At 63.6% G+C, this 22,730-nt stretch carries 19 protein-coding genes; 6 read left to right on the forward strand and 13 right to left on the reverse strand.

Annotated elements, in window-relative coordinates; genetic code table 11:
* Positions 1 to 289: 289 nt before the first annotated feature.
* Positions 290 to 1,678, reverse strand: coding sequence for a MocR-like ectoine utilization transcription factor EhuR (gene ehuR, locus E2A64_RS17540; protein WP_133285811.1), 1,389 nt, complete (start codon positions 1,676 to 1,678; stop codon positions 290 to 292).
* Positions 1,679 to 1,741: 63 nt separating this feature from the next.
* Here ehuR and E2A64_RS17545 point away from each other — a divergent pair, with 63 nt between their 5' ends.
* The 3 genes from E2A64_RS17545 to E2A64_RS17555 all read left to right on the forward strand — a co-directional run bounded on the left by E2A64_RS17545 (position 1,742) and on the right by E2A64_RS17555 (position 5,296).
* Positions 1,742 to 2,230, forward strand: coding sequence for an Lrp/AsnC family transcriptional regulator (locus E2A64_RS17545; protein WP_174235815.1), 489 nt, complete (start codon positions 1,742 to 1,744; stop codon positions 2,228 to 2,230).
* Positions 2,231 to 2,379: 149 nt separating this feature from the next.
* Positions 2,380 to 3,870, forward strand: coding sequence for an NAD-dependent succinate-semialdehyde dehydrogenase (locus E2A64_RS17550; RefSeq protein ID WP_206662470.1), 1,491 nt, complete (start codon positions 2,380 to 2,382; stop codon positions 3,868 to 3,870).
* A gap of 55 nt (positions 3,871 to 3,925) precedes the next feature.
* The gene (locus E2A64_RS17555) at positions 3,926 to 5,296 is read left to right on the forward strand and encodes an aspartate aminotransferase family protein (protein WP_133285812.1); all 1,371 of its coding nucleotides are present in this window, start codon (positions 3,926 to 3,928) and stop codon (positions 5,294 to 5,296) included.
* A 77-nt stretch (positions 5,297 to 5,373) separates the two neighbouring features.
* On the opposite strand, the gene E2A64_RS17560 is transcribed toward E2A64_RS17555, so the two are convergent.
* The gene (locus tag E2A64_RS17560) at positions 5,374 to 5,970 is read right to left on the reverse strand and encodes a TetR/AcrR family transcriptional regulator (protein ID WP_244598357.1); all 597 of its coding nucleotides are present in this window, start codon (positions 5,968 to 5,970) and stop codon (positions 5,374 to 5,376) included.
* A 180-nt stretch (positions 5,971 to 6,150) separates the two neighbouring features.
* Between E2A64_RS17560 and E2A64_RS17565 the strand changes: the two genes are divergently transcribed.
* The 3 genes from E2A64_RS17565 to E2A64_RS17575 are packed head-to-tail and all read left to right on the forward strand — an operon-like array spanning position 6,151 to position 10,020.
* Positions 6,151 to 6,675, forward strand: coding sequence for a (2Fe-2S)-binding protein (locus E2A64_RS17565; protein ID WP_133285813.1), 525 nt, complete (start codon positions 6,151 to 6,153; stop codon positions 6,673 to 6,675).
* On the forward strand, positions 6,672 to 7,739 hold the full coding sequence (locus tag E2A64_RS17570) for an FAD binding domain-containing protein (protein WP_133285814.1): 1,068 nt from the start codon (positions 6,672 to 6,674) through the stop codon (positions 7,737 to 7,739). Before E2A64_RS17565 ends, E2A64_RS17570 begins: the two co-directional genes overlap by 4 nt.
* Positions 7,732 to 10,020 carry a xanthine dehydrogenase family protein molybdopterin-binding subunit gene (locus E2A64_RS17575; protein ID WP_428977503.1) on the forward strand — a complete coding sequence of 763 codons (2,289 nt, stop codon included), beginning with the start codon at positions 7,732 to 7,734 and terminating at the stop codon, positions 10,018 to 10,020. Before E2A64_RS17570 ends, E2A64_RS17575 begins: the two co-directional genes overlap by 8 nt.
* Before the next feature lie 69 nt (positions 10,021 to 10,089).
* On the opposite strand, the gene E2A64_RS17580 is transcribed toward E2A64_RS17575, so the two are convergent.
* The 11 genes from E2A64_RS17580 to E2A64_RS17630 all read right to left on the reverse strand — a co-directional run bounded on the left by E2A64_RS17580 (position 10,090) and on the right by E2A64_RS17630 (position 22,683).
* Positions 10,090 to 11,223 carry a fumarylacetoacetate hydrolase family protein gene (locus E2A64_RS17580; RefSeq protein ID WP_133285815.1) on the reverse strand — a complete coding sequence of 378 codons (1,134 nt, stop codon included), beginning with the start codon at positions 11,221 to 11,223 and terminating at the stop codon, positions 10,090 to 10,092.
* A 17-nt stretch (positions 11,224 to 11,240) separates the two neighbouring features.
* Positions 11,241 to 13,040: an IlvD/Edd family dehydratase gene (locus tag E2A64_RS17585; RefSeq protein WP_133285816.1), complete on the reverse strand. Its 1,800-nt coding sequence runs from the start codon at positions 13,038 to 13,040 to the stop codon at positions 11,241 to 11,243.
* A 78-nt stretch (positions 13,041 to 13,118) separates the two neighbouring features.
* A complete protein-coding gene (locus E2A64_RS17590; protein WP_133285817.1) occupies positions 13,119 to 14,021 on the reverse strand; it encodes an SMP-30/gluconolactonase/LRE family protein in 903 nt (300 codons plus the stop codon).
* Between the two features lie 7 nt (positions 14,022 to 14,028).
* Positions 14,029 to 14,988, reverse strand: a complete 960-nt coding sequence (locus tag E2A64_RS17595; RefSeq protein ID WP_133285818.1) for an ABC transporter permease — start codon at positions 14,986 to 14,988, stop codon at positions 14,029 to 14,031.
* 9 nt (positions 14,989 to 14,997) lie between these two features.
* Positions 14,998 to 16,023, reverse strand: a complete 1,026-nt coding sequence (locus E2A64_RS17600; protein WP_133285819.1) for an ABC transporter permease — start codon at positions 16,021 to 16,023, stop codon at positions 14,998 to 15,000.
* A complete protein-coding gene (locus E2A64_RS17605) occupies positions 16,020 to 17,570 on the reverse strand; it encodes a sugar ABC transporter ATP-binding protein (RefSeq protein WP_133285820.1) in 1,551 nt (516 codons plus the stop codon). Before E2A64_RS17605 ends, E2A64_RS17600 begins: the two co-directional genes overlap by 4 nt.
* A gap of 162 nt (positions 17,571 to 17,732) precedes the next feature.
* Entirely contained in the window at positions 17,733 to 18,869 is a 1,137-nt protein-coding gene (locus tag E2A64_RS17610) for a sugar ABC transporter substrate-binding protein (protein ID WP_133285821.1), read from the reverse strand.
* 98 nt (positions 18,870 to 18,967) lie between these two features.
* The gene (locus E2A64_RS17615) at positions 18,968 to 19,681 is read right to left on the reverse strand and encodes a FadR/GntR family transcriptional regulator (RefSeq protein WP_158285797.1); all 714 of its coding nucleotides are present in this window, start codon (positions 19,679 to 19,681) and stop codon (positions 18,968 to 18,970) included.
* Positions 19,682 to 19,968: 287 nt separating this feature from the next.
* The gene (locus tag E2A64_RS17620) at positions 19,969 to 20,835 is read right to left on the reverse strand and encodes a hydroxymethylglutaryl-CoA lyase (RefSeq protein WP_133285823.1); all 867 of its coding nucleotides are present in this window, start codon (positions 20,833 to 20,835) and stop codon (positions 19,969 to 19,971) included.
* 4 nt (positions 20,836 to 20,839) lie between these two features.
* Positions 20,840 to 22,150, reverse strand: coding sequence for a TRAP transporter large permease (locus tag E2A64_RS17625; protein ID WP_133285824.1), 1,311 nt, complete (start codon positions 22,148 to 22,150; stop codon positions 20,840 to 20,842).
* A complete protein-coding gene (locus E2A64_RS17630) occupies positions 22,150 to 22,683 on the reverse strand; it encodes a TRAP transporter small permease subunit (RefSeq protein WP_133285825.1) in 534 nt (177 codons plus the stop codon). Before E2A64_RS17630 ends, E2A64_RS17625 begins: the two co-directional genes overlap by 1 nt.
* Between the last annotated feature and the right edge of the window lie 47 nt (positions 22,684 to 22,730).

The following is a 22,730-nucleotide window of genomic DNA, read 5'->3' on the forward strand; positions in this document are numbered from 1 at the left end:
GCGACCGCAATGGAGTAAGGGCCTGCCACGGCGATGCCGGGCAGGAATGTTGCCTCGATTTCGGTCTGCGCTGTCTCCGGCGTCTACGATCCGAATTGATCGTGGCCGGTGTTCCCGCTCTATGTTTATTATTGTTCTGATTTCACAACGGTGAAACAATGACAATTTCGAGTCAACGATTATATTAAATCATTACAATCTGAGTTCAACCCCGCTGACGGACAAAGCCAGCCGCGCCGGCGGACTTTGCCTGTTCTTCGAACTAGGGGACTGGTCGCCCGCGGCAACCCTAATTGGTCAGAAGCGCCGGCTCGAAGCGGCTTCGGACGAGCCGGGCGATGACCCTCAGGCCACTTTCCAGCATCTCGATCGACTGCCCGCCGAGGCACACGCGCACCGCCGGCTCGGGATGATCCTCGGCAATCGCGAACGCGCCTCCCGGCGCCACCGCCACACCCTGCTGGCGGGCATGGGAGACGAAATCATCCTCGCTCCAGCCGGCAGGCATCGGCAACCAGATATGCATGCCGTTCGGCGAGGATCTGAAGGGAACGCCCGCCAGAATGATCTCGGCCAGCCGGTTGCGTTCTGCGAAGGCTTCGCTCTGGTAGCGTGCAAGCTTCTCGGCCGTTCCGTCCTCTATCCAGCGCGCGGCGATTTCCGCCAGCATCGGCGTTGCCATCCAGTTGGTAACGAGATGCCTGTTCGCAGTAGCCGCTTCCAGCACCTCCGGCATGACGAGAAAACCCAGCCGGAGGCCCGGCATGACGCATTTTGTCAGCCCCGTGAAATAGAAGGAGCGCTCCGGCGCCATGTTGGCGATGGGTGCCGGCCGATTGGCCTGGATGGGGCCCCAGGCGTCGTTCTCGATGATGATCATGTCGCGCTGACGCGCGACCTCCACGAGCGCGCGACGCCGCTCTTCAGGCATGATGCGAGCCTGCGGGCCAAGGCCTGCGGGCATGAGATAGACAGCGCGAACGGTCTCGCGCAGGCTCAGCCGCTCGAGCGCCTCGGGTATCATGCCATGGTCGTCCGACGGCACCCCGCGAAGACGATAGCCCAGATAGCCGGCAAGAGGCTTGAGCGTATGATGCGTCAGCGCCTCCGCTGCGATCAGGTCGCCGCCATTGGCCGCGGTCAGGATCGCCAGCGTCATCGAGGGGCTCGACCCGTTGGTGATCATCAGCCCTTGCGATTGCAGGTCGATGCCGCAATTCTTCAGCCACTTGAGCGAGCTCTCGCGGTATTTTCCGAGCGCGGTTACGGGCCTGAAAGAGGCGTAGACCGACGTCGGAAGTGTCTCGGCGAGATCCCTCAGCGCCTGCTTCATCAGTTCCGCATGCATAGGCTCGAGCACCGGCTTGAGCAGCGACAGATCGATCGTCGGACCGTCCGGATTGCGCGGCAGATAGGGTGTCCGGGTCTCGTTGCGTATCGCCCGCACAAAGGTGCCCCGGCCCACTTCGCCGGAGATGACGCCACGCCTGATCAACTCGTCATAGGCGCGCCCCACCGTCTGCACGCTCAACCCGAGATCATAGGCGAGATTGCGATGAGTGGGGAGACGGTCGCCGTGCTTCAACTGACCGCTTTCGATCGCCTGCATGACCGCATCGGCCAGCGAACGATAGGCGGGACGACGAAGCGTCCCGGGTTGTGGAGGCCATATTGTCATGGTTTAGTGTGACCCGAAAAAGGGACAATTGACAAGCCCCTGCCCGCTCTTTGGAAACCCGTAATGATCAAGCTCGACGACCGCGATATCAAGATTTTGTCCGTACTCGACCGCGAGGGACGCATCTCCAAGACGGAGCTGGCCAGGCGCGTCTCCCTCTCGGCCACACCTTGCTGGGAACGGCTGCAGCGGCTTGAAAAGGCGGGCATCATTTCCGCCTACCGTGCGGAAATCAGCCTGAAGAAGATTGCTGCCCATGTTGAGGTCTTCGTGATGGCCGAACTCGAGAATCACCGGGTCGAAACCATGCAGGGTTTCGAGCGTGCGGTAGAGCGCTACGACGAGATCGTCAATTGCTGGGCACTGGGAGGCGGCTACGATTATCTGCTTCATATCGTCTGCAGGGACATCGACACCTACCAGCGCATGATCGACCAGCTGCTCGGCGAGGGCGCGGGCTTTGCGCGTTATTTCACCTATATCGTCACCAAGCCCGTCAAATCCGGCAGCATTCCCTTCGAGAGCCTGCTGCCGGCGAGCGGCAGGCGGTGACTTTCTCTCCCTTTCACCCCGGCAAGAAGAGGAATCCTCTGCCAGAGCGCTGTCGATAAGAGGATCCGACTGCCAGTCCCCGGTTAGTCTCGACGCATCGGATTGCCCGCCTGAAGGGCGATCCCTCACAGACGAAACGGGAGAGAGACATGGCAAAAGCGCACCGCATCGATATCGACCGTCCGGACATGTCGCGCCTCGACGATCCCAAGCTCCTGCGCAGCTTCTCCTACATTGACGGAAAGTGGACGGCTGCGACCGACGGCGCGGCGTTGCGCGTGACGAACCCGGCTGACGGCTCCGAATTCGGCGAGATCGCCGCCTTGAGCAGCGACGAGAGCGCGGCCGCAGTCGAAGCCGCACAGACCGCCTTCGCCGGATGGGCGGCCCTGCTGCCGCAGGTACGCTCGAAAATCCTGCGCCGCTGGTTCGACCTCATGGGCGAACACCGTGAGGATCTCGCCCGCATCATGGTTCTCGAACAGGGCAAGCCGATCTCGGAAGCCCGTGGCGAGATCGACTATGCGGCAGCCTTCATCGAGTTCTACGCGGAGGAGGCCAAGCGCCCCAATATCGAGAGCGTCACCTCCCACCTGCCCGACGCGGAGGTGGAGGTCTGGCGCGAGCCGCTCGGCGTTGCAGCTCTCATTACCCCCTGGAACTTCCCTTCCGCCATGATCACCCGCAAGGCCGCGGCAGCCCTTGCCGCCGGCTGCACGGTGCTGGTTCATCCCTCGGCGGAAACCCCGTTCTCGGCGCTCGCACTGGCAGAGCTCGCCGAACGCGCAGGGCTTCCCGCCGGTGTCTTCAATGTGGTGACCGGCGACGCCGCCACGATCGTCGAACCGTGGCTCAACGATGCCCGCGTCCGGGCCCTGTCCTTCACCGGCTCCACGGAAATCGGAAAACACCTCTTCCGCCGTTCCGCCGATACGGTAAAGCGGCTGGTGCTCGAACTGGGCGGTCATGCGCCCTTCATCCTCTTTGCCGATGCCGATATGGATCAGGCCGTCGACGAGGCGATCAAGGCCAAGTTCGCGACCTCCGGGCAGGACTGCCTGGGCGCCAACCGCTTCTTCGTGGAACGCTCGGTCTACCAGGCGTTCTGCGAAAAATTCGCCGCCCGCACGGCCATGCTGTCCGTCGGCATCGGCATGGACGATCCCGATATCGGGCCGCTGATGAACGAGAAAGCGGTCGCCAAGCAGCGACAGCATGTCGAAGACGCAGTCAAGAAGGGGGCGCACGTTCTGACCGGCGGCAAGGGCCATGAGGCCGGCGATCTCTTCTTCGAGCCGACCGTTCTTGCCGATGTGTCCGCCGACGCCCTCATCATGCACGAGGAAACATTCGGCCCCGTCGCTGCGATCGCCCCCTTCGACACGGAAGAGGAAGCGCTCGCCCGCGCCAACGACACCGAATATGGCCTCGTGGCCTATCTCCACACCCAGGACCCACGCCGCATCTACCGCGCCAGCCGGGCGCTGCAATTCGGCATGGTCGCCGTCAACCGCACCAAGGTCACCGGCGCACCGATACCCTTCGGCGGCATGAAACAGTCCGGCGTCGAACGCGAAGGGTCGCGTCTCGGCATGGAAGCCTTCACCGAAGTCAAATATGTCTGCCGCGACTGGGCCTGAGCCCGCGGCAGAGCCTCGCAAGACGACGCACGAACGATAATCGAAAGGAAAGCCGATGCTACGCAACGACCAGCTCGACCAGTGGGATCACGACCACTTCTTCCATCCCTCGACCCATCTGGGTCAGTTCGCCCGTGGTGAGCTGAAGAACCGGATCGTCACCGGCGGCCAAGGCGCCCACATCTCCGACCGCGAAGGCAACAAGCTGCTCGACGCCTTTGCCGGCCTCTATTGCGTCAACATCGGCTATGGCCGTCAGGAAGTGGCCGACGCCATTGCCGAGCAGGCAAGGGAGCTCGCTTATTATCACTCCTATGTCGGCCACGGCACGGAAGCCTCGGTCACCCTCGCCAAGATGATCATCGACCGCGCGCCCGCCAACATGAGCCGCGTCTATTTCGGCCTTTCGGGTTCGGATGCCAACGAGACCAACGTCAAACTCGTCTGGTACTACAACAACATTCTCGGCCGTCCCGAGAAGAAGAAGATCATCTCGCGCTGGCGCGGCTATCATGGATCCGGCCTGATGACCGGCTCGCTGACCGGCCTCGCACTGTTCCACAAGAAGTTCGACCTGCCGCTCACCAACGTCATCCATACGGAGGCACCCTATTATTACCGCCGCGACGATCTCACCCTGTCGGAAGACGATTTCGTCGTTCATTGCGCCCGTGAACTCGAAGCCCTGATCGAGCGCGAAGGTGCCGACACCATCGCAGCCTTCATCGGCGAGCCGGTCCTCGGCACCGGTGGCATCGTGCCGCCGCCCGCAGGCTACTGGGAAGCCATCCAGGACGTCCTGAAAAAGCACGACATCCTGCTGATCGCCGACGAAGTGGTAACCGGCTTCGGCCGTCTCGGCACCATGTTCGGCTCCGCCCATTACGGCATCGAGCCCGACATCATCACCATCGCCAAGGGGCTGACTTCGGCCTATGCCCCGCTGTCCGGCTCGATCATCTCGGACAAGGTCTGGAAGGTGCTAGAGCAGGGTACCGACGAGAACGGCCCGATCGGACACGGCTGGACCTATTCGGCGCACCCGATCGGCGCGGCAGCCGGCGTTGCCAACCTCCAGCTTCTCGACAAGCTGAACCTTGTTTCGAATGCCGGCGAGACCGGAGCCTATCTCAACAAGGCCATGTCCGATGCGCTGGGCGATCACGCCAATATCGGCCAGATCCGCGGCGAAGGCATGCTGTGCGCCGTCGAATTCGTCGAGGACCGCGACAGCCGCACCTTCTTCGATCCGTCGAAGAAGGTCGGACCGTCCGTCTCCGCCGCCATGCTCAAGCGGGGCGTGATTGCCCGCGCCATGCCGCAGGGCGACATCATCGGCTACGCGCCGCCATTCTGCCTGACCCGCGAGGAAGCCGACACCATCGTTTCGGCCACCGTCGATGCGGTCAGGGAAGTGCTCGGCTAAGCACCGCCGCAACCCGAAAGACGAAAGCGCGGGATCGCAAGACCCCGCGCTTTTTCATTGCCGAGCAATCGCTTCGTTCAGCGCTTGCGCAATCCGTCGACGAAGACGTCGATGAGCCGCAGGGCCGCCGTCGGCCCGCCGCTCTGGTTCTGCGAATAATAGATGCCGACGAGCGCGCGGAAGACGTCTTCCGGCCCGATGTCGTCCCGGAGCGTGCCGTCGCCGACCCCGCGATCGATCAGCATGCCGATCGACCCCGTCATCTTGTCCATCGAATAGGTTTTCAGTTCGTCCGATGCCTGTGTGGCCAGCTGCAGCGCCTCGATCATGCCTTTCTTGGTCGCGAAAAGTCGGACGCTCGCATGGATCCAGCGCTGGAGCGCCGTCACCGGCTCCACCTGCTCGCGCAGCAGTTCCTCGGCGAGCGCATGGAGGATGTCGACCTCATTGCGGTAAACCGCCTCGAACAGCTCTTCGCGTGTCGGGAAATGCCGGTAGAGTGTCCCGATCCCCACGCCCGCCTCACGCGCCACGGCCTCGAGACTCGCCTGCCCGCCGCCCGCGCCGAAGACAGTGGACGCTGCCGCCAGAAGCTTCTCCCGGTTCCTCAGTGAATCCGCCCGCGGTTTGCGCCTTGCCTTGCTCGTTTCCGGTGCCATTTTGTTTTTATACACTCATACTCTTGATAAACGGAGGGGTCCTCCGTATATTATCGCTACGCGCGGAATCCTCACAAGCTGCAGCTCGTGTCGTTCCGTCCGGATGCCGAACCGTGCGCGTCGGTCCCCGTCCCTGCGTCCCATCTCCGCGTTCCCGCGCGGCCAGTCCCGAACATATCCTGAATGGAGTACCTCATGTCACTCTCCATCAGCCTCGCCATCAATGGTCGTCAGCATGACGTCGCGCTTAACGATCCGCGCGTCACACTGCTCGACCTGCTTCGCGAGCGCCTCGATCTTCCCGGAACCAAGAAAGGCTGCGACCGCGGTCAGTGCGGCGCGTGCACCGTACTCGTCGACGGTCGACGCATCAACTCCTGCCTCGCTCTTGCCGCCAGCATGGACGGCGCCGAAATCACCACCATCGAAGGCCTTGCGGAGGGAGACGAGCTCCACCCGGTCCAGGCCGCCTTCATCGAGCACGACGCCTTCCAGTGCGGCTACTGCACTCCCGGGCAGATCATGAGCGCCGTCGGCCTCATCAAGGAAGGCATGGCCGGCGACGATCCCGAACGCGTCCGCGAACTCATGAGCGGCAATATCTGCCGCTGCGGCGCCTATCAGGGCATCACCGAGGCCGTGCTGGAGGCCGGCCGCAAGGCCGCCGAGAACGCACAGCCCCAGACCGGAAACCCGGATACCGGAAAGGACGCCGCATGAAACCCTTCGACTATATCCGTCCCGCCACCCTCGCCGAGGCAGTCACCGAAGCCGCCAGACCCGGATCTGCCTATCTTGCCGGCGGAACCAACATGCTCGATCTCATGAAGGTCGGGGCTGCCGCTCCCGAACGCCTCGTCGACATCACCCGGCTTCCCGGGCTCGATGCCGTCGAGTGGCTGCCCGATGGCGGGGTGCGCATCGGCGCGCTGGTGCGCAACTCCGACCTCGCCTACGACGCCCGCTTCGCAGCAAGCTTTCCGATGGTGGCCGAAGCGCTGCTGTCGGGAGCCTCGGCGCAACTGCGCAACGCCGCCACCGTCGGCGGCAACCTGATGCAGCGCACCCGCTGCGCCTATTTCCAGGATCCCGCAAGCGCCTGCAACCGGCGTGAATCGGGTTCGGGTTGCGATGCCCGCGACGGCGAGAACCGGATGCACGCCGTTCTGGGCTTCACCGAGCACTGCATTGCCGTGCATGCGTCGGATTTCTGCGTCCCGCTGGTCGCACTCGGCGCCGAAGTCGAGGTCGAAAGCTCCGACGGCAAGCGCACGATCCCGATCGACGAGCTGCATCTTCTGCCCGGCGACACCCCGCAGATGGAGACGGCGCTGCGGCGCGGCGAACTGATCACCGGCGTGAAGCTGCCGGCCGGAGCTGCCGCCTTTTCCGGTCATGCCCGCTACCTCAAGCTGCGCGAACGCACCTCCTATGCCTTCGCCGTGGTTTCGGCCGCCGCTGCGCTCCAGATCGAGGACGGGCGCATTGCCGAGGCCCGCATCGCCCTCGGGGGCGTTGCCGCCAAGCCCTGGCGCGCCGCGGAAGCCGAGGCCTCGCTCGTCGGCATCGAACCCTCGCAACCGGCCTTTGCCCGTGCCGGCGAGATCGCGCTCGCCAGTGCCCATCCCTCCGGCGCCAACGCCTTCAAGATCGAACTCGCCCGCCGGATCGTCACCCGCGTCCTGACCCGCGCCCTCGAGGGGACGCCGGAGCGGATGCCCGCCCTGCCTGGCTCGCCCTTCGCGGCCCGGCCGGACAAAACCTCGGGAGTTGCCCATGTCTGAACAAATGTCGCCTGAACGGATGTCACCCGAAACGCAGACCACATTCCCTCGCCATGTCCGGCACGGCTCCAATTCCGGCCAGCCTGTCAGCCGCCGCGACGGCCGGCTCAAGGTCACGGGGGCGGCCACCTATGCGGCCGACAATCACCCCGAGGGACTGCTTCACGCGGTGATCGCCACCTCGACGATCGCCCGCGGCCGGGTCCGCTCTCTCGATGTCGAGGCCGCCAAGGCACACCCCGGGGTGGTCGAGGTGATCACGCCGGCCAACCGCATGCCCCTCCACCACGACCCGAACGAAAAGATGCCGCCCTTCGGGTTCCGGGTCGAGGTTTTGCAGGACGACACCGTTCGCTACGTCAACCAGCCGATCGCCGTCGTCGTCGCCGAGACACTGGAAGCCGCCACCGAAGGTGTGCGCCTTCTCGCTCCCCGCTATGAGGAGGAGGACGCCCGCACCGGTCTCGACAACGGTCTTCGCCATGAGGCGCAATCCGTCGGCGTCGGCGCGCCGGGCACCGTTTCCTTCGGCGATCTCGATGCGGGCCTCAAGGGCGCAGCGCGGGTGACCGAAGGCGACTACTCGACGCCCCCGCAATATCACAACGCCATGGAGCCGCATGCGGTCGTGGCCGAGTGGGACGGCGACACCGTCACCATCGACATGCCCAACCAGGCGCTTCGCATGAGTGCGGCTTCCTATGCCGCCTATTTTGGCATTCCCGCCGAAAACGTGCTGATCCGCTCGCCTTTCCTCGGCGGCGGGTTCGGCTCCAAGGCGATCCTCAACGGTCCGCAGATCCTCGGCATCCTGGCTGCGCGTCAGCTCGGTCGCCCGGTCAAACTGGTCCTCACCCGGGCGCAGATGTATGGCCCCGTCGGCCATCGTGGCCGGACATGGCAGAAACTCCGGCTCGGAACGGGCGATGACGGGAAACTCACCGCGCTCCATCACCACTCGATCGGAGCGACCTCGAGTTTCGACGACTTTGTCGAGCCCGCCGCCAACGCCTCGCTCATGCTCTACGAAAGCCCGGCGATCCGCGTCGAGCACGAGGGCCTGCGTCTGGATATCGGCACACCGGGGCCGATGCGCGCGCCGGGCGAAGCCTCCGGTTCCGCCTCGCTCGAAATCGCCATGGACGAAGCGGCCGAGGCCTGCGGCATGGATCCCCTGGCCTTCCGGCTTGCCAACTATGCCGAAACCCAGCCGGGAACAGGCAAGCCCTTCTCCTCCAAGGCACTGCGCGAGTGCTACGAGCAGGGAGCCGCAGCCTTCGGATGGGCCGGTCGTCCGCTCGAGGCGGGCACCATGCGCGACGAGAACGGCTTTCTGGTCGGCTGGGGCATGGGAACTGCGGTCTTCCCCTGCCCGCAGTTCCCCGCCGAGGCCCGCGCGACGCTGCGTGCCGACGGCACCGCGCTCGTCGAGACCGGTGGCGCCGACATGGGCCAGGGCGCATGGACCGCGCTGGCTCAGCTCGCCGCCGAATCCCTCGGCCTCGACCTCGACAAGGTCGAGTTCCACTCGGGCCGGTCCGACCTTCCCGATGGCGGTGTCGCGGGTGGTTCCGGCCATACCGCGAGCGCTGGTCAGGCGCTGTCGAATGCCGGTGGCGACGTGATCGCCCGGCTCACGGAACTTGCCACCGGCGACCCGGACTCGCCTCTCTTCGGAGCCGGCAATATCGGGGTCGTGGCAGCCGAGGGGCGGCTCCACCGCCGCGACGACGAGACCCGCAGCCAGTCCTACGCGGACATCCTCGCGCGAGCCGGGCAGAAGGAGCTTGTCGGCACCGGCAAATCGGGCCGCGATCCGGCCTCGGCCGAGGCCTTCGCCATGCATTCGCACGGTGCGGTCTTCGCCGAGGTGAAGATCGATCCCAACCTGATGCAGGTCAGGGTCTCACGTCTCGTAGGCGCCTTCGCGGCCGGCCGGATCATCAACCCCAAACTGGTCCGCAGCCAGTATTATGGCGGCATGATCTGGGGCATCTCCTTCGCGCTGCAGGAAGAGGCGGTCGCTGACCGCCGCACCGGACGGATCATGAATGCCGACCTTGCCGAGTACCATGTCCCGGTCAATGCGGACGTGCCGCGGATGGAGGCGATCCTGGTGCCTGAAGAGGATCCCCGCGTCAGTCCGCTCGGCATCAAGGGCGTGGGCGAGATCGGCGTCACCGGCACCGTCGGCGCCATCGCAAACGCCGTCTGGCACGCGACAGGAATCCGTGTGCGGAACTACCCGATCCGCATCGAGGATCTCCTCAGGAGGCGCTGACGAAAAAGGCCGGCGGAGACCATGTGCTCCGCCGGCCGGTATCTTCAAAGCTAACGGTCCATCGAAAGATCAGAGCAGTCCGCGACCCGCGAGATTGCGCATCAGCGCGCCCGTGCCGAATGTCCATTCCGGGCATTTGGTGGACAGTTCCACCGTGTTGGACAGCGCTCCGAGTTCGGCATTGGTGATCGTCACCACGTCGCCCACATGATGGGTAAAGCCCTTGCCCTCGCCATCGCGGTCCTGGGTCGGCGCGAAGAGCGTGCCGAGAAACAGCATGAAGCCGTCGGGGTACTGGTGGTGCCGGCCATGGGTCTGCTTGACGAGATCGGTCGGATCGCGGCTGATCTTGCCCATGTTGGAATGTCCCTCGAGCTTGTAGCCGTCGGTACCGGACACTGCGAGATCGAGCTCGGCCTTGCGCACGTCGTCCATGCCGTAGGTCTCGTCGAAAAGACGGATCATCGGGCCCATCGAACAGGACGCATTGTTGTCCTTGGCCTTGCCGAGAAGCAGTGCCGAGAGCCCTTCGAAATCGCGCAAATTCACGTCGTTGCCAAGCGTGACGCCGATAATGTCGCCCTTGGAATTGACCGCGAGGACGATTTCCGGCTCCGGATTGTTCCAGCGGGATTCCGGGTGGATGCCGACGAGCGCACCCGTGCCGACAGCCGACATCGGCTGCGACTTGGAAAACACCTCGGCGTAAGGGCCGATCCCCACTTCGAGATATTGCGACCACAGGCCCTCGCGGATCAGCGCCTGCTTGGCGAGCGCTGCCTTTTCGGAACCGGGGACGACTTCGGAAAGGCTGGCCCCAATTTCCGCGCCGATCTTCCGGCGCAGTTCGTTGGCCTTGTCCGGATCGCCGGCCGCGCGCTCCTCGATGACGCGCTCGACCATGGATTCGGCGAAAGTGACCCCGCAGGCCTTGATGGCCTGCAGGTCGGACGGCGCCATGAGCGTGATGCCATCCGCGCTGTCGACATCCTCGACCGCGCAGAGATCGCGACCTTCCGCCTGTCTCACATGCGCAAGCGGATCGTCCAGTTCGAAGACATCGCGTACCGTCGGTGCCGTTTTCGAGGTGATGTCGACGAGACGACCGTCACGCACGGTGACGACAGACGGTCCCGCGATATCCGCGAGCCAGACGCGGCCGACATAGGTGCCGCCGTTCTTGGTGTAGGCAAGTGTAGTCATGACAATCCTGTCGGCTCTCAGTGGTTGTTCCGCGGGGTGAACTTCGATGCGATCTTCTGGAAATCGGTCGAGCCGCGCAGCACCATGCCTTCGGAGAAGGGCTCGGCGAGTTCGCGGAAATATTTCTGCCAGGGCGACTGGCTTTCCGGCGTCGGATAACCGCCTTCGCCCGCCAGCTTCTCGGCCCGGGCGGCCCACTCGCTTTCGTCCACCAGTGCATCGACGCGTCCGCTCTTCAGGTCGATGCGAACGCGGTCGCCGTTCTGCAACAGGGCAAGGCCTCCGCCTGCGGCTGCTTCCGGCGAAGCGTTGAGGATCGACGGTGAGCCGGACGTACCGGACTGACGGCCGTCACCAATGCACGGCAGTGCGCTGATCCCCTTCTTCAGCAGGTAGCTCGGCGGACGCATGTTGACCACTTCCGCACCGCCCGGATAGCCGAGCGGGCCTGTGCCGCGCATGACGAGAATGCAGTTCTCGTCGATGTCGAGATCCGGATTGTCGATCGTCTTGTGGAAGATTTCCGGACCGTCGAAGACGATTGCCCGGCCCTCGAAGGCTTCCGGATCGTCAGGGTTCGAGAAATAGCGCTTGCGGAATTCCTCGGAGATCACCGACGTCTTCATGATGGCGGAATCGAAGAGATTGCCCTTGAGGTTCATGAATCCGGCGCTCTTCATCATCGGCGCGGCCACGGTACGGATCACGTCCTCGTTCTCGCTGGCCCGCTCCTTGCAGTTCTCGCCGATCGGCTTTCCGTTGACGGTGATCGCATCCGGATGCGGCAGAAGGCCCGCCTTCAGGAGTTCGCCGATCACGGCCGGCACGCCGCCAGCCCGGTGGAAGTCCTCGCCGAGATAGGCCCCGGCGGGCTGCAGGTTGGTCAGAAGCGGAATGTCGTGACCGAGCGCCTGCCAGTCGTCATTGTCGAGCTTGACGCCGACATGACGCGCAACGGCATTGAGGTGGATCGGCGCGTTGGTCGAACCGCCGAGGGCGGAATTGGCAACGATCGCGTTCTCGAAGGCTTCTCGGGTCATGATGTCGGATGGTTTGAGGTCTTCCCAGACCATGTCGACGATACGCATGCCCGTGGCGTGCGCCATCTGGCCCCTTTCGCGGTAGGGCGCGGGGATCGCCGCGGAACCCGGAAGCTGCATGCCGAGAGATTCGGCCAGCGAGTTCATGGTCGTGGCGGTACCCATCGTGTTGCAGTAGCCGACCGAAGGCGCGGAGGATGTGACGAGTTCTGCAAAACCCTCGTCGTCGATCTTGCCTTCGGCGTGCAGTTCGCGCGCCTTCCACACGATGGTGCCCGAACCGGTGCGTTCGCCGCGGAAATAGCCGTTGAGCATGGGTCCGACGGAGAAGGCGATGGCCGGAATGTCGACGGTGGCGGCTGCCATGAGCAATGCCGGGGTGGTCTTGTCGCAGCCGATTGTCAGCACCACACCGTCGATCGGATAGCCGTAGAGCGCTTCGACGAGACCGAGATAGGCGAGATTGCGGTCAAGCGATGCCGTCGGGCGCTTGCCGGTTTCCTGGATCGGGTGGACCGGGATCTCCAGCGGCAGGCCGCCCTTGGCGATGATGCCGTCGCGGATGCGCTTGGCGAGTTCCATGTGGTGCCGGTTGCACGGCGAAAGATCGGAGCCCGTCTGCGCGATCCCGATGATGGGGCGGCCGGACTGCAGTTCCTCACGTGTCAGCCCGTAATTGACGTATCGCTCGACATAGAGCGCCGTCATCTCCGGATCGTCCGGATTGGAAAACCACAGTTTCGACCTGAGGTCTTCGGGGCGTTTACGCTGCGTCATTAACTTCTCCATTTTCAGTTTATCGAGCGCCGCCGCTTGGGAAAGACGGGCCGGATTTCAGGTTTTCGTTGCGCGGCGCTACAGGCCGCGGGCATTGACGTAGAGGGCGTAGAGCGAGGTGGTGGCGCAGATCGCCAGCCGGTTTCGCTTCGGCCCCATGAAACACAGATTTGCGACCACTTCCGGGATCAGGATCTTGCCGAGAAGCTCTCCTTCGGGCGAGAAACAGTGAACCCCGTCGCCGGCGGAGGACCAGACATTGCCGTTCGTGTCGATCCTGAAACCGTCGAACAGGCCGGCGTCCGAGGTCACGAAATCCGATCCCTCGCCGACGCCAGAACCATCGGCCAGAACCGGATAGGCGCGGATCTTCGGTTCGCAGTCCGGCTGGTGGGTTCGACCGGTATCGGCGACATAGAGAACGCTTTCATCGGGCGAGAAGGCAAGCCCGTTCGGCTGCACCATATCCTCGATCACAAGACTGACGCGACCGTCCGGACCGATGCGATAGACATTGCTCGAACCGATGTCCGAGGGCGCGGCATGGCCTTCATAATCGCTGTCGATGCCGTAGGTCGGGTCGGTGAACCAGACGGTGCCGTCCGATTTGACGACGAGATCGTTCGGCGAGTTGAGTTTCTTGCCCTCGAACCGGTCGGCAAGAACACGCACGCTTCCGTCATGCTCGATCCTGCTGACACGGCGGCCGCCATGTTCGCAGGAAACCAGCCGCCCCTCGGCATCCGTCGTATGACCGTTGTGAAAGCCGCACGGGGTTTCGAACACCGAGACGTTGCCGTCAGTCGAATCCCAACGCATCAGCCGGTCGTTCGGAATGTCCGACCAGATCAGATACTTGCCGGCGGGGAACCAGGCCGGCCCCTCGCACCAGCGCCCTCCCGTCCACAGACGCTCCAGATGGGCATTGGTATGGATGAGCCTGGAGAAGCGCTCGTCGCGAATGTCGTAATGCAAAGTCATAGTGTCCTCACGCCGTCACCTTGGTGCCCCGACCATAGACAAGAAGCATGCCGATGATCACCGAGCCGTATATCACCTGCCGTCCCGCTTCCGGCATCTGCATGATCGAAAGCACCGAGTTCAAGAGCACGATCAGGATCACGCCGACCAGCGTTCCGACATAGCGCCCCTGCCCGCCCAGAATGCGGGTACCGCCCAGCACCACCGCGGCAATGGCCGGCAGCAGATAGGGCGTCCCCATCCCCTGATAGGCTTTCGCCGAATAGCCGGCGAGCAGCACACCGGCAATCGCCGCGCAGACGCCGGACATCATAAAGGCGCCGATGATCACCAGCCGGGTGCGGATACCCGACAGGTAGGCCGCACCTTCGCGGATACCGGTCGCGTAGATCGAGCGGCCGAAGCTGGTCCGTGTCAGCACGATCGTGATGATCACCGAAACCAGCGCCCAGACGAAGATCGCCATCGGAATGCCGAGGACCTTTTCGGCCGCCAGAAAGCGCATGAAGGGGGTCGCCTGATCCTGCGGCGCGAAACCGCCGGTATGGGCCACCATAAGCCCGCGCATCACCGAATCCACGCCGAGCGTGAAGATCATCGACGGGATACGCAGATAGGCCACCCCGAGACCGTTGACGAGGCCGACGATGAGACCGACGGCAAGCCCCGTCGGCACCGCCATATCACCACCGACCGCCGTCGCCATCATGGCTGCTGCGGTCAGCGTCCAGGGTACCGAGAGATCGATGTGACCGAGCAGGATCACCATCATCATGCCGGCGGCCACGATGCCGAGGAACGAACCGATCTGCAGCTGCTGGAGAACGTAGCCGGGCGACAGCAAGGGTGCGGTGCCGGCTGTGGAGAGCGTGAAGGCGGTTCCCACCATGAGGATTACCAGGATGAAGGCCGAGGCAATCAGGATCGGCCTGTTTTCCGGTTTGATGTGCGAAAAGAGCTTTGTCATCCTGGCCTCCTACCGGAACAGTTCGAGCCGGTTTTTCACCCGCAGGGTCCGGATCGCGCCGAGGCTGACGGCAGCGAGCAGAACCAGTCCCTCGATCAGCGGCTGCAGCAGCGGATCGATCGAGACGATGCGGAAGTAGAACGAGATCACACGCAGGATCAGCGCGCCGACGAGCGAGCCGATCGCCCCGCCCGCGCCGCCGAGCAGCGACGTGCCGCCGAGAACGACGGCCGCGATCGAGTTGAGCGTGTAGGCGCCGGCCTGCATGACGTCGGCATTGCCCGAGGAGGTCTGGATGGCGAGGTAGAGCCCGCCGCAGGAGGCCAGAAAACCGCCGAGCGTGAAGGCCGCGATCCGCGCCCGGTCGATCGGAAGACCGGACATATAGGCCGCTCCCTCCGCCGAGCCGATGGCATAGACCGTGCGGCCAGTGACCGATTTCTTGAACGGGACCCAGACGAGCGCCGCAATGCCGAAAAGCAGGATCAAAGGAACAGGTATCCAGGCGATCGGCTGGAACCACGCGGCGTCGGGATCGAAGAGCCCGTAGGTATCGACAAGATCCCATAGCGAGTTGGTCAGCGCCCAGTTGAGGTCGCCGTCGACATCACCGCCAGGCTTTGGCCGGATGAAGAGCGCAAGACCGAGAGCAACTGCTCCCGTCGCCAGCGTCGCGATGATCGGCTGCAAGCGTCCATAGACGATGATGACGCCGTTCATGAAACCGAAGGCCGCGCCGACCGCAAGCGTTGCTGCCATGCCGAACAGGATCTCCGCCGGCGAGCCGTTGACGAGGACCGAGGCGACGCAGGCCGTCAGCGTCATCACGGCGCCGACCGACAGGTCGAGGCCGCCGAGGAGGACGGGAAGCGTCTGCGCCATGGCGACAAACGCGATCGCAACCACCTCGTTGGCGTTCTGGACGAGGACGGCCGTCGAGAACCCCCGCGGATGCATGAAGTTGTAGGTGATATAGAGCACCGCCAGCATGGCGAGCGCTCCCACGAAGGCGCGGTTCTGCCGCCACATGTTCATGCGGCTTCTCCCGTGTCGATATTGAGAGAGGCGGCAACGATCGCCTCCTCGCTGATCGCATCGCCCGTCAGTTCGGTGAGGATCGCGCCGTCATACATCACCGCGATCCTGTCGCAGCAGCCGATCAGTTCGGCATAGTCGGTCGAGTAGAACAGGATCGCACGGCCCTCGTCGGCCAGATCGCGCATCAGTTTGTAGATTTCCTGCTTGGTGCCGACATCGATGCCGCGCGTCGGATCGTTGAGCAGGATGATTTCCGGATCGGTCATCAGCCACTTGGCAATGACCACCTTCTGCTGGTTGCCGCCCGAAAGCGTTGCGACCGGATCCTGCGCGCTGCCGATCTTGATCTGCAGCTTCCGAATGCCTTCCCTCACCGCGGCCTTTTCCTTGGCCGGATCGATCATCGGACCGTTCGAAACCTTGGCATAGGATGCGGCAAGCAGGTTGTCGGCAATCGACATCGGCAGCATCAGCCCTTCGGTCTTGCGATCCTCGGGCACCAGCGCGATGCGCGCCTTGCCGCCCTTGGCGGCATCGGGCGAAGACGGAATGCCTGCCACCTCGCCCGCCTTCACTGTCCCCTCGACACCGCGCAGGACACCGAAGAGCGCCAGAAGCAGCTCCTTCTGCCCCTGACCGTCGAGACCGCCGAGACCGACGATCTCACCCTTGCCGACTTCGAGGTTCACGCCCTTGAGGCGGTTCTCCCAGGTGAGGTTCCTGATCGACAGATGAACGGAGCGCGCGACAGGCTCGGGCCTGGGCGGAAATTGCGCTTCCACGTCGCGACCGATCATCATCCGGACGATCTCCGAGGGGCTGCGCTCACCCTTCCTGAATGTTTCGACATGGCTGCCGTTGCGAAACACCGAAAGCGTGTCGCAGAGCTTGTCCACTTCGTGCATGCGGTGGGAAATGAACAGGCTCGCCACGCCATCGGCCTTCAGCCGGCCGAGAAGATCGTAGACGGTTTCGACGTCACGGCTGGTCAGCGCCGACGTGGCTTCGTCGAGAATAAGGACTTTGGGCTGCTTGCCGAGCGCCTTGGCGATCTCGACCATCTGTCGCCGGGACAGCGACAGGTCGCGAATGAGCGCGCGCGGATCGACATCCTCGCAGCGGATGCGCGCGAGCAGTTCCTCGGCCCGGCGGCGCTGCGCGCGACCGTCGATGAGACCGAAACGGCGCGGCGGACTGGAAATCGAGATATTGTCTGCCACCGACAGGTCGGGCAGCAGCGACAGTTCCTGAAAGATGCAGACGATGCCCGCATCTGCGGCTTCGGAAGGCGAGCGGAACTGGACCGGCTTTCCCGCGACCCTCATCTCGCCGGCGCTGGGCTGCAGCACACCCGACATGATCTTGATGAGTGTCGACTTGCCGGCGCCGTTCTCGCCGAGAATGGCGTGAGTGGAGCCAAGCTCGCAGGCGAAATTGACATCTTCCAGCGCCCGGATACCCGCGAAATATTTCGAGATTCCGGATAGTTGCACATATGGAGCGTCGCCGCTCTGGCTTGTCACGGGCTCCCCCGTTTTCGACATTGTCAAAATTCTTCCCCCACCAGGAACAAGCGCCGCCCGCGCGCAGATCCGGAACCGGATCCGTCAACCAAACGCGCGCGAGGCGGCCCGCTGCCACGGGTGCAGCGGAAAATGATGCCGGACGCCACCGGGACAGACCGGCGGCGTCCGGAGCCTGTTCGCTCAGTTCACGTCACTTTCATCCTGCGCCATGATCGCCGGACCCGAGATATTGACGCCGCAGGGCGGAAACTCGTTGACCGTGAAGAAGTTGTCGGGAAGGTCGGACCAGTAGTTCTCGCCGTCCTTCAGCTCGTCGTAAGTCGCCACCGGCAGCGGCACCGAGATGAGCTGCGGCATGACGTTGCCCTCGAGCGCCGAGACGGCGGCCTTCATGGCCACAGCCACGAGACCGGGCGACTGGCCGATCGAGATACCTTTCAGGCCGTCGCCGGAATATTGCGCGATGGCCTTGCGGAAACCGTTCTCGGATTCACCGGCCACCGGCACCCAGGGATGCCCGGCATCCTTCAGCGCCTGGATGACCCCGTTGGAACCGCCCTGACCGACCACCGCCTCGAACTGGCCGTGCACGGCTATCGCATCCGCAACCACCTTCTGCGTGGTGCCGTCGTCCCAGTTGCCGACCACCTGGACGATTTCCCAATCGCCGCCATCGTCCTCGAACACCTTGTTGATGCCGATCGAACGGTCGCGGTCGACCGAATTGCCGGGAAGGCCACGGACCTCGAGTATCTTGCCGCTCTTCACGCCTTTTTCATGGAGCTGGTCGAGCACGAACTGCGCCCATTTGTGGCCCATTTCGAGCTGGTCTTCGTTGACCTGCATGACCTTGTCGGTGTCGAGCACGTTGTCGAACGGCACGAGTACCACATTGTTCTTGTCGGCCAGCCGGATCACGCGGTCGAAACCGTCGGGCGCGACCGCGATCGTGACGATGGCGTCATAACCCTGGTTGATGAAGTCCTCGATGGCGCCGAGCTGCACGGCGGCGTCCGTGCCGGTCGACACAACCTTGAACTCGGAGATCTTGTCCTTCATCGCCGGATCCTCGGCGAAAGCCTTTGCGGTCTTGATCATCTGGATCCGCCAGCCATTGCCGACAAAGCCGTTGACCACGGCAAGCTTGTAGGGTCCGTCCTTGGCTTCCCACTGCATGTATTTGGTGTCGCCGCTCCATGGCGCGAAACATTCGGGTTCGACGCCCGGTCCGGAGACCGTCTCGGGTCCGGCGAAGGCCATGCCTGCCGACAGTACGAGACTGGCGGCCGTTGATGCCAAAAGCATTTTGAGTTTCATTTTCTTCCTCCCATGACCGCGATCGCGGTCGTTTCGACATCCGCCTCCCTCAGGCGGCTCCCCCGCCGTGGCCCTCCGCCCACGACGCAAGCTCTTCCCTACTCGTCGAAATGCGGGAAACCCGCCTCGAGATGGGATTTCATCCGGTATTGGTAGGCAATCCGGTCGCGTGCGGACAGCGCCTCGATGATTGCCGCATGTTCGGAAAATGTCGTCGTCGAGAAGGTCCGGCGCGTCTTCCCGCGCACCATGATCTTCAGGATGACCGGCTTCATGATCTTGTAGACGTCGAGGATCGCCTTGTTGCCGAGAACCTGGATGAGCCGGGTATGGAAGCGGAAGTCGGCCTCCGAGGCCTCCATCGCCGAGCCGGCATTCATCATCTCGTCATTGGCCCGCTGCAGCTCGGTGATATCCTCCTGCGTGATGCGCTCGAACAGCTCCTCCACCGAGGCGACTTCCAACAGGGTGCGGAACCCCTGGATATCGTTGAAGGTGGAGCGGGATACTTCCAACGTGTTGAATGCAAAGAGATCGAGCGCGCGTTCCATCCGGTCGTCGATGATCGTCGCCCCCACCTTGGGACGCACCGAAACGATGCCGTAGGCCTTGAGGATGCGCATGGCTTCCCGCACTGTGTTGCGGCTGGCCTGGAAACGTTCGCAAAGTTCGCGTTCGGTCGGCAGATTGTCGCCGACCTTGAGGCCCTCGTCGGAAATCAGGGAACGGATCTTGGCGACCAGATCGTCGACGGCGGAGGCGGAGCTCGGCCGAATCGTCTCCGCCGTTGCACCGGCCTCCTCCCGCGTCATCCGTGTTTCCTCCGACATGCGCGCCCTGCCCTTTGTCACTGTTTATTTGTTGGACAAATGAATACCAAGGCCAAAATTGCCTGTCAAATATCAAGTTTCCTGCACTGCAATGCGCAATAATCGGGCTTTTGGACATAGTTCCGGCATCTGTGGCGGGACAAATGAAAACGCCCGGCCGCCGCCGCACCTCCCGGGATGGCGGATCCGGTCAGCCGACGAGTCTTCTCGTTGCGGGAAAGGAGAGCGTGAAGACCGGGCGGCAGCGCGCCGCCGGCGACACGCAGATGTCAGCTTGGCGCGCGAATGCGCAGCGCAAGCGCCATCACGCGCGCTTCTTCGAGCTTGGCGCGATCGAGCCCCGTCGCGTAGCCGAGTGCGGCCACCGCATCGTGAACCTTGAGCGTGTCGACATTCCCCTCCGCGCCCGGCGCATAGGGGCAACCGCCCAGCCCGCCGATGGAGGCGTCGAAAACCCGCAGTCCCCTTTCGAGGCTCACGGCAATGTTGTCGACGGCCCGTCCGTTGGTGTCGTGATAATGGCCGGCGAGCCGTTCGGTGGGAGCAACAGCGAGAACGGCGTCCAGCATGGCCTCTATCGTGTCCGGCGTGCCCTGCCCGATCGTGTCGCCGAGACTTACCTCCGCGCAGCCCATCTCGATCAGCGCGGCGGTCACCAGCGCGACGGCCTTGGGCTCGATCCGCCCCTCATAGGGACATTCGACCACGCAGGAGACGTAGCCACGCAAACGAATGCCGGCCTCTCTCGCAGCCTCCGCCACGGGCCGGAATCGCTCCAGGCTCTCCGAGATCGAGCAGTTGATGTTCTTTTGGCTGAAGCTCTCGGACGCCGAGCCGAAGATCGCCACTTCGCCGGCATCGGCGGCAACCGCGGCCTCGAAACCTTTCAGGTTCGGCGTGAGCACCGAATAGACCGTGCCGGGCCGACGCTTGATCCGCGCCATCACCTCGGCGGCATCCGCCATTTGCGGCACCCATCTGGGCGAGACGAAACTGGTCGCCTCGATGCGGTCGAAGCCGCAGTCGGACAGTCTGTCGATCAGTGCGATCTTTCGGTCCGTCGCCACGAAGTCCTTTTCATTCTGAAGCCCGTCGCGCGGACCGACCTCGACGATGGTGACCTTGTCTCCGCTCATCACATCACCGCATCAGGTCCGGCAGCCAGGTCACGAGACCCGGGAACGCCGCGCAGATCAGCATGCCGACGAATTGCAGCAGGAAGAAAGGCAGGATGCCGCGATAGACGGTGCCCATGCCGATATCTCTCGGCAGCGTGCCCTTGATGTAGAAGAGCGTGTAGCCGAAGGGCGGGCTGATATAGCCCATCTGGATGGTGACGGCGAAGAGCACCCCGAACCAGATCTCGTCGAACCCGTAGAACTGAACGATCGGCAGGAAGACCGGGACGGTGAGAAGAATGATGCCGATCTCGTCGAGTACTGTGCCGAGGAAGACCAGGATCAGCATCATGATCGCCAGGACCACGTAGGGATTGGCATTCAGTCCCTCCAGAATGCCGAGAAGCGTGTCGGCGCCGCCGAGCCCGGTGAAGATCGCGACATAGGCCTTCGCGCCGAGCGTGATCCAGAGGATCATGCCGGTGGCCTTCATCGTGCCGGTGGCCGAATCCCAGATATTGGCGCGCGTGAAGGTGCCGCGCAGGAAGGCGGACAGCGCCGCCCCCAGGACACCGACGGCGGCAGCCTCTGTCGGGGTGGCAATCCCGAAGAAGATCGAGCCGAGCACCATCACGATGATCATCGAGGGCAGAATAAGGGTCTTGAGGGCCGCGAATTTCTCGCCCCAGCTCGGCTGGCGGTCGAGCTCGCCCGCCGGTGCCATTTCCGGCTTCAGGATGCTGACCAGCACGATGTAGCCGATATAGAGCGACCCCAGGATCAGACCCGGCACGATCCCCGCGATCAGCATCTTGCCGATCGAAACCTGGGCGGTCACCGAATAGACGATCGTCAGGATCGACGGCGGAATGAGGATGCCGAGCGTACCGGAGGCACAGATTGTCCCCGATGCGAGCCGCGGGTCGTAGCCGCGCTTGAGCATTTCCGGCAGCGCAAGAATGCCCATGGCGGTCACCGCCGCGCCCACCACGCCGGTCATTGCCGCCATGACGATGCAGATGACGACCGTGCCGATGGCAAGCCCGCCGCGGACGCGGCCGAACCACAGTTCCATGGCCGTATAGAGGTCGCGGATGACGTCCGACTTCTGCAACAGGATGGCCATGAAGATGTAGAGCGGAATGCCGAGCAGCGCTTCGGAATTCATCGTGTCGTACATCTGCAGGACAAGAATGACGAGCGCACTCGAATTCCAGAACAGGACGGTGAAGATCACCGACAGGCCGCCGAGAACGAAGGCGACCGGCAGACCTGCCAGAAGGAAGACCGTCAGGCCTCCGAACATGATGATGAGGATTTCGGTCGAGGTCATCAGCCTGCCGCCTCGTGATCGGTGTCCTCAAGCGCGGCAGTCGGATCGAAGATCATACGGAGCCATTCGGCGACGGCCTGGAGACCGAGAAGCAGAAGCGACAGCGGGATGAAGAACTTCACCGGCCAGATCGGCGGGTTCCAGGACGAGAAGGAGGTTTCGCGATACTCCCAGGCCTGCACGGCAAACGGCCAGGCGTAGAGGAGAAGGATCACGCAGAAGGCGATGATGACCGGATAGTTGATCATCGACAGGATGCGGGTTGCGCGCGGCCCCATCGCGCGCTGGACGAGGTCGAGGTTCACATGCCCGTGGGTGTGCAGAAGGTAGGGACCGGCAAGCAGGAAATACGGGCCGAACATCAGCGTCGCCAGTTCCATCGCCCATTCCAGCGGCGCATTGAACGCGTAGCGCGAGATGACGGCAATCAGGATGATGGGCACCATGACCAGGATCAGCGCGGTCGCCAGACGAAAGACCTGACGGTTGATCCAGGTGATGACCGCGATGAACTGGCGGATGGGACTTGGCATCAGGATGCGTACTCTACCTTTGTGCAAGACGGGGGCGCCAGCATAAC

Origin of the sequence: Pseudohoeflea suaedae, from assembly GCF_004354915.1 — a bacterium.
Classification (GTDB): Bacteria; Pseudomonadota; Alphaproteobacteria; order Rhizobiales; family Rhizobiaceae; genus Pseudohoeflea; species Pseudohoeflea suaedae.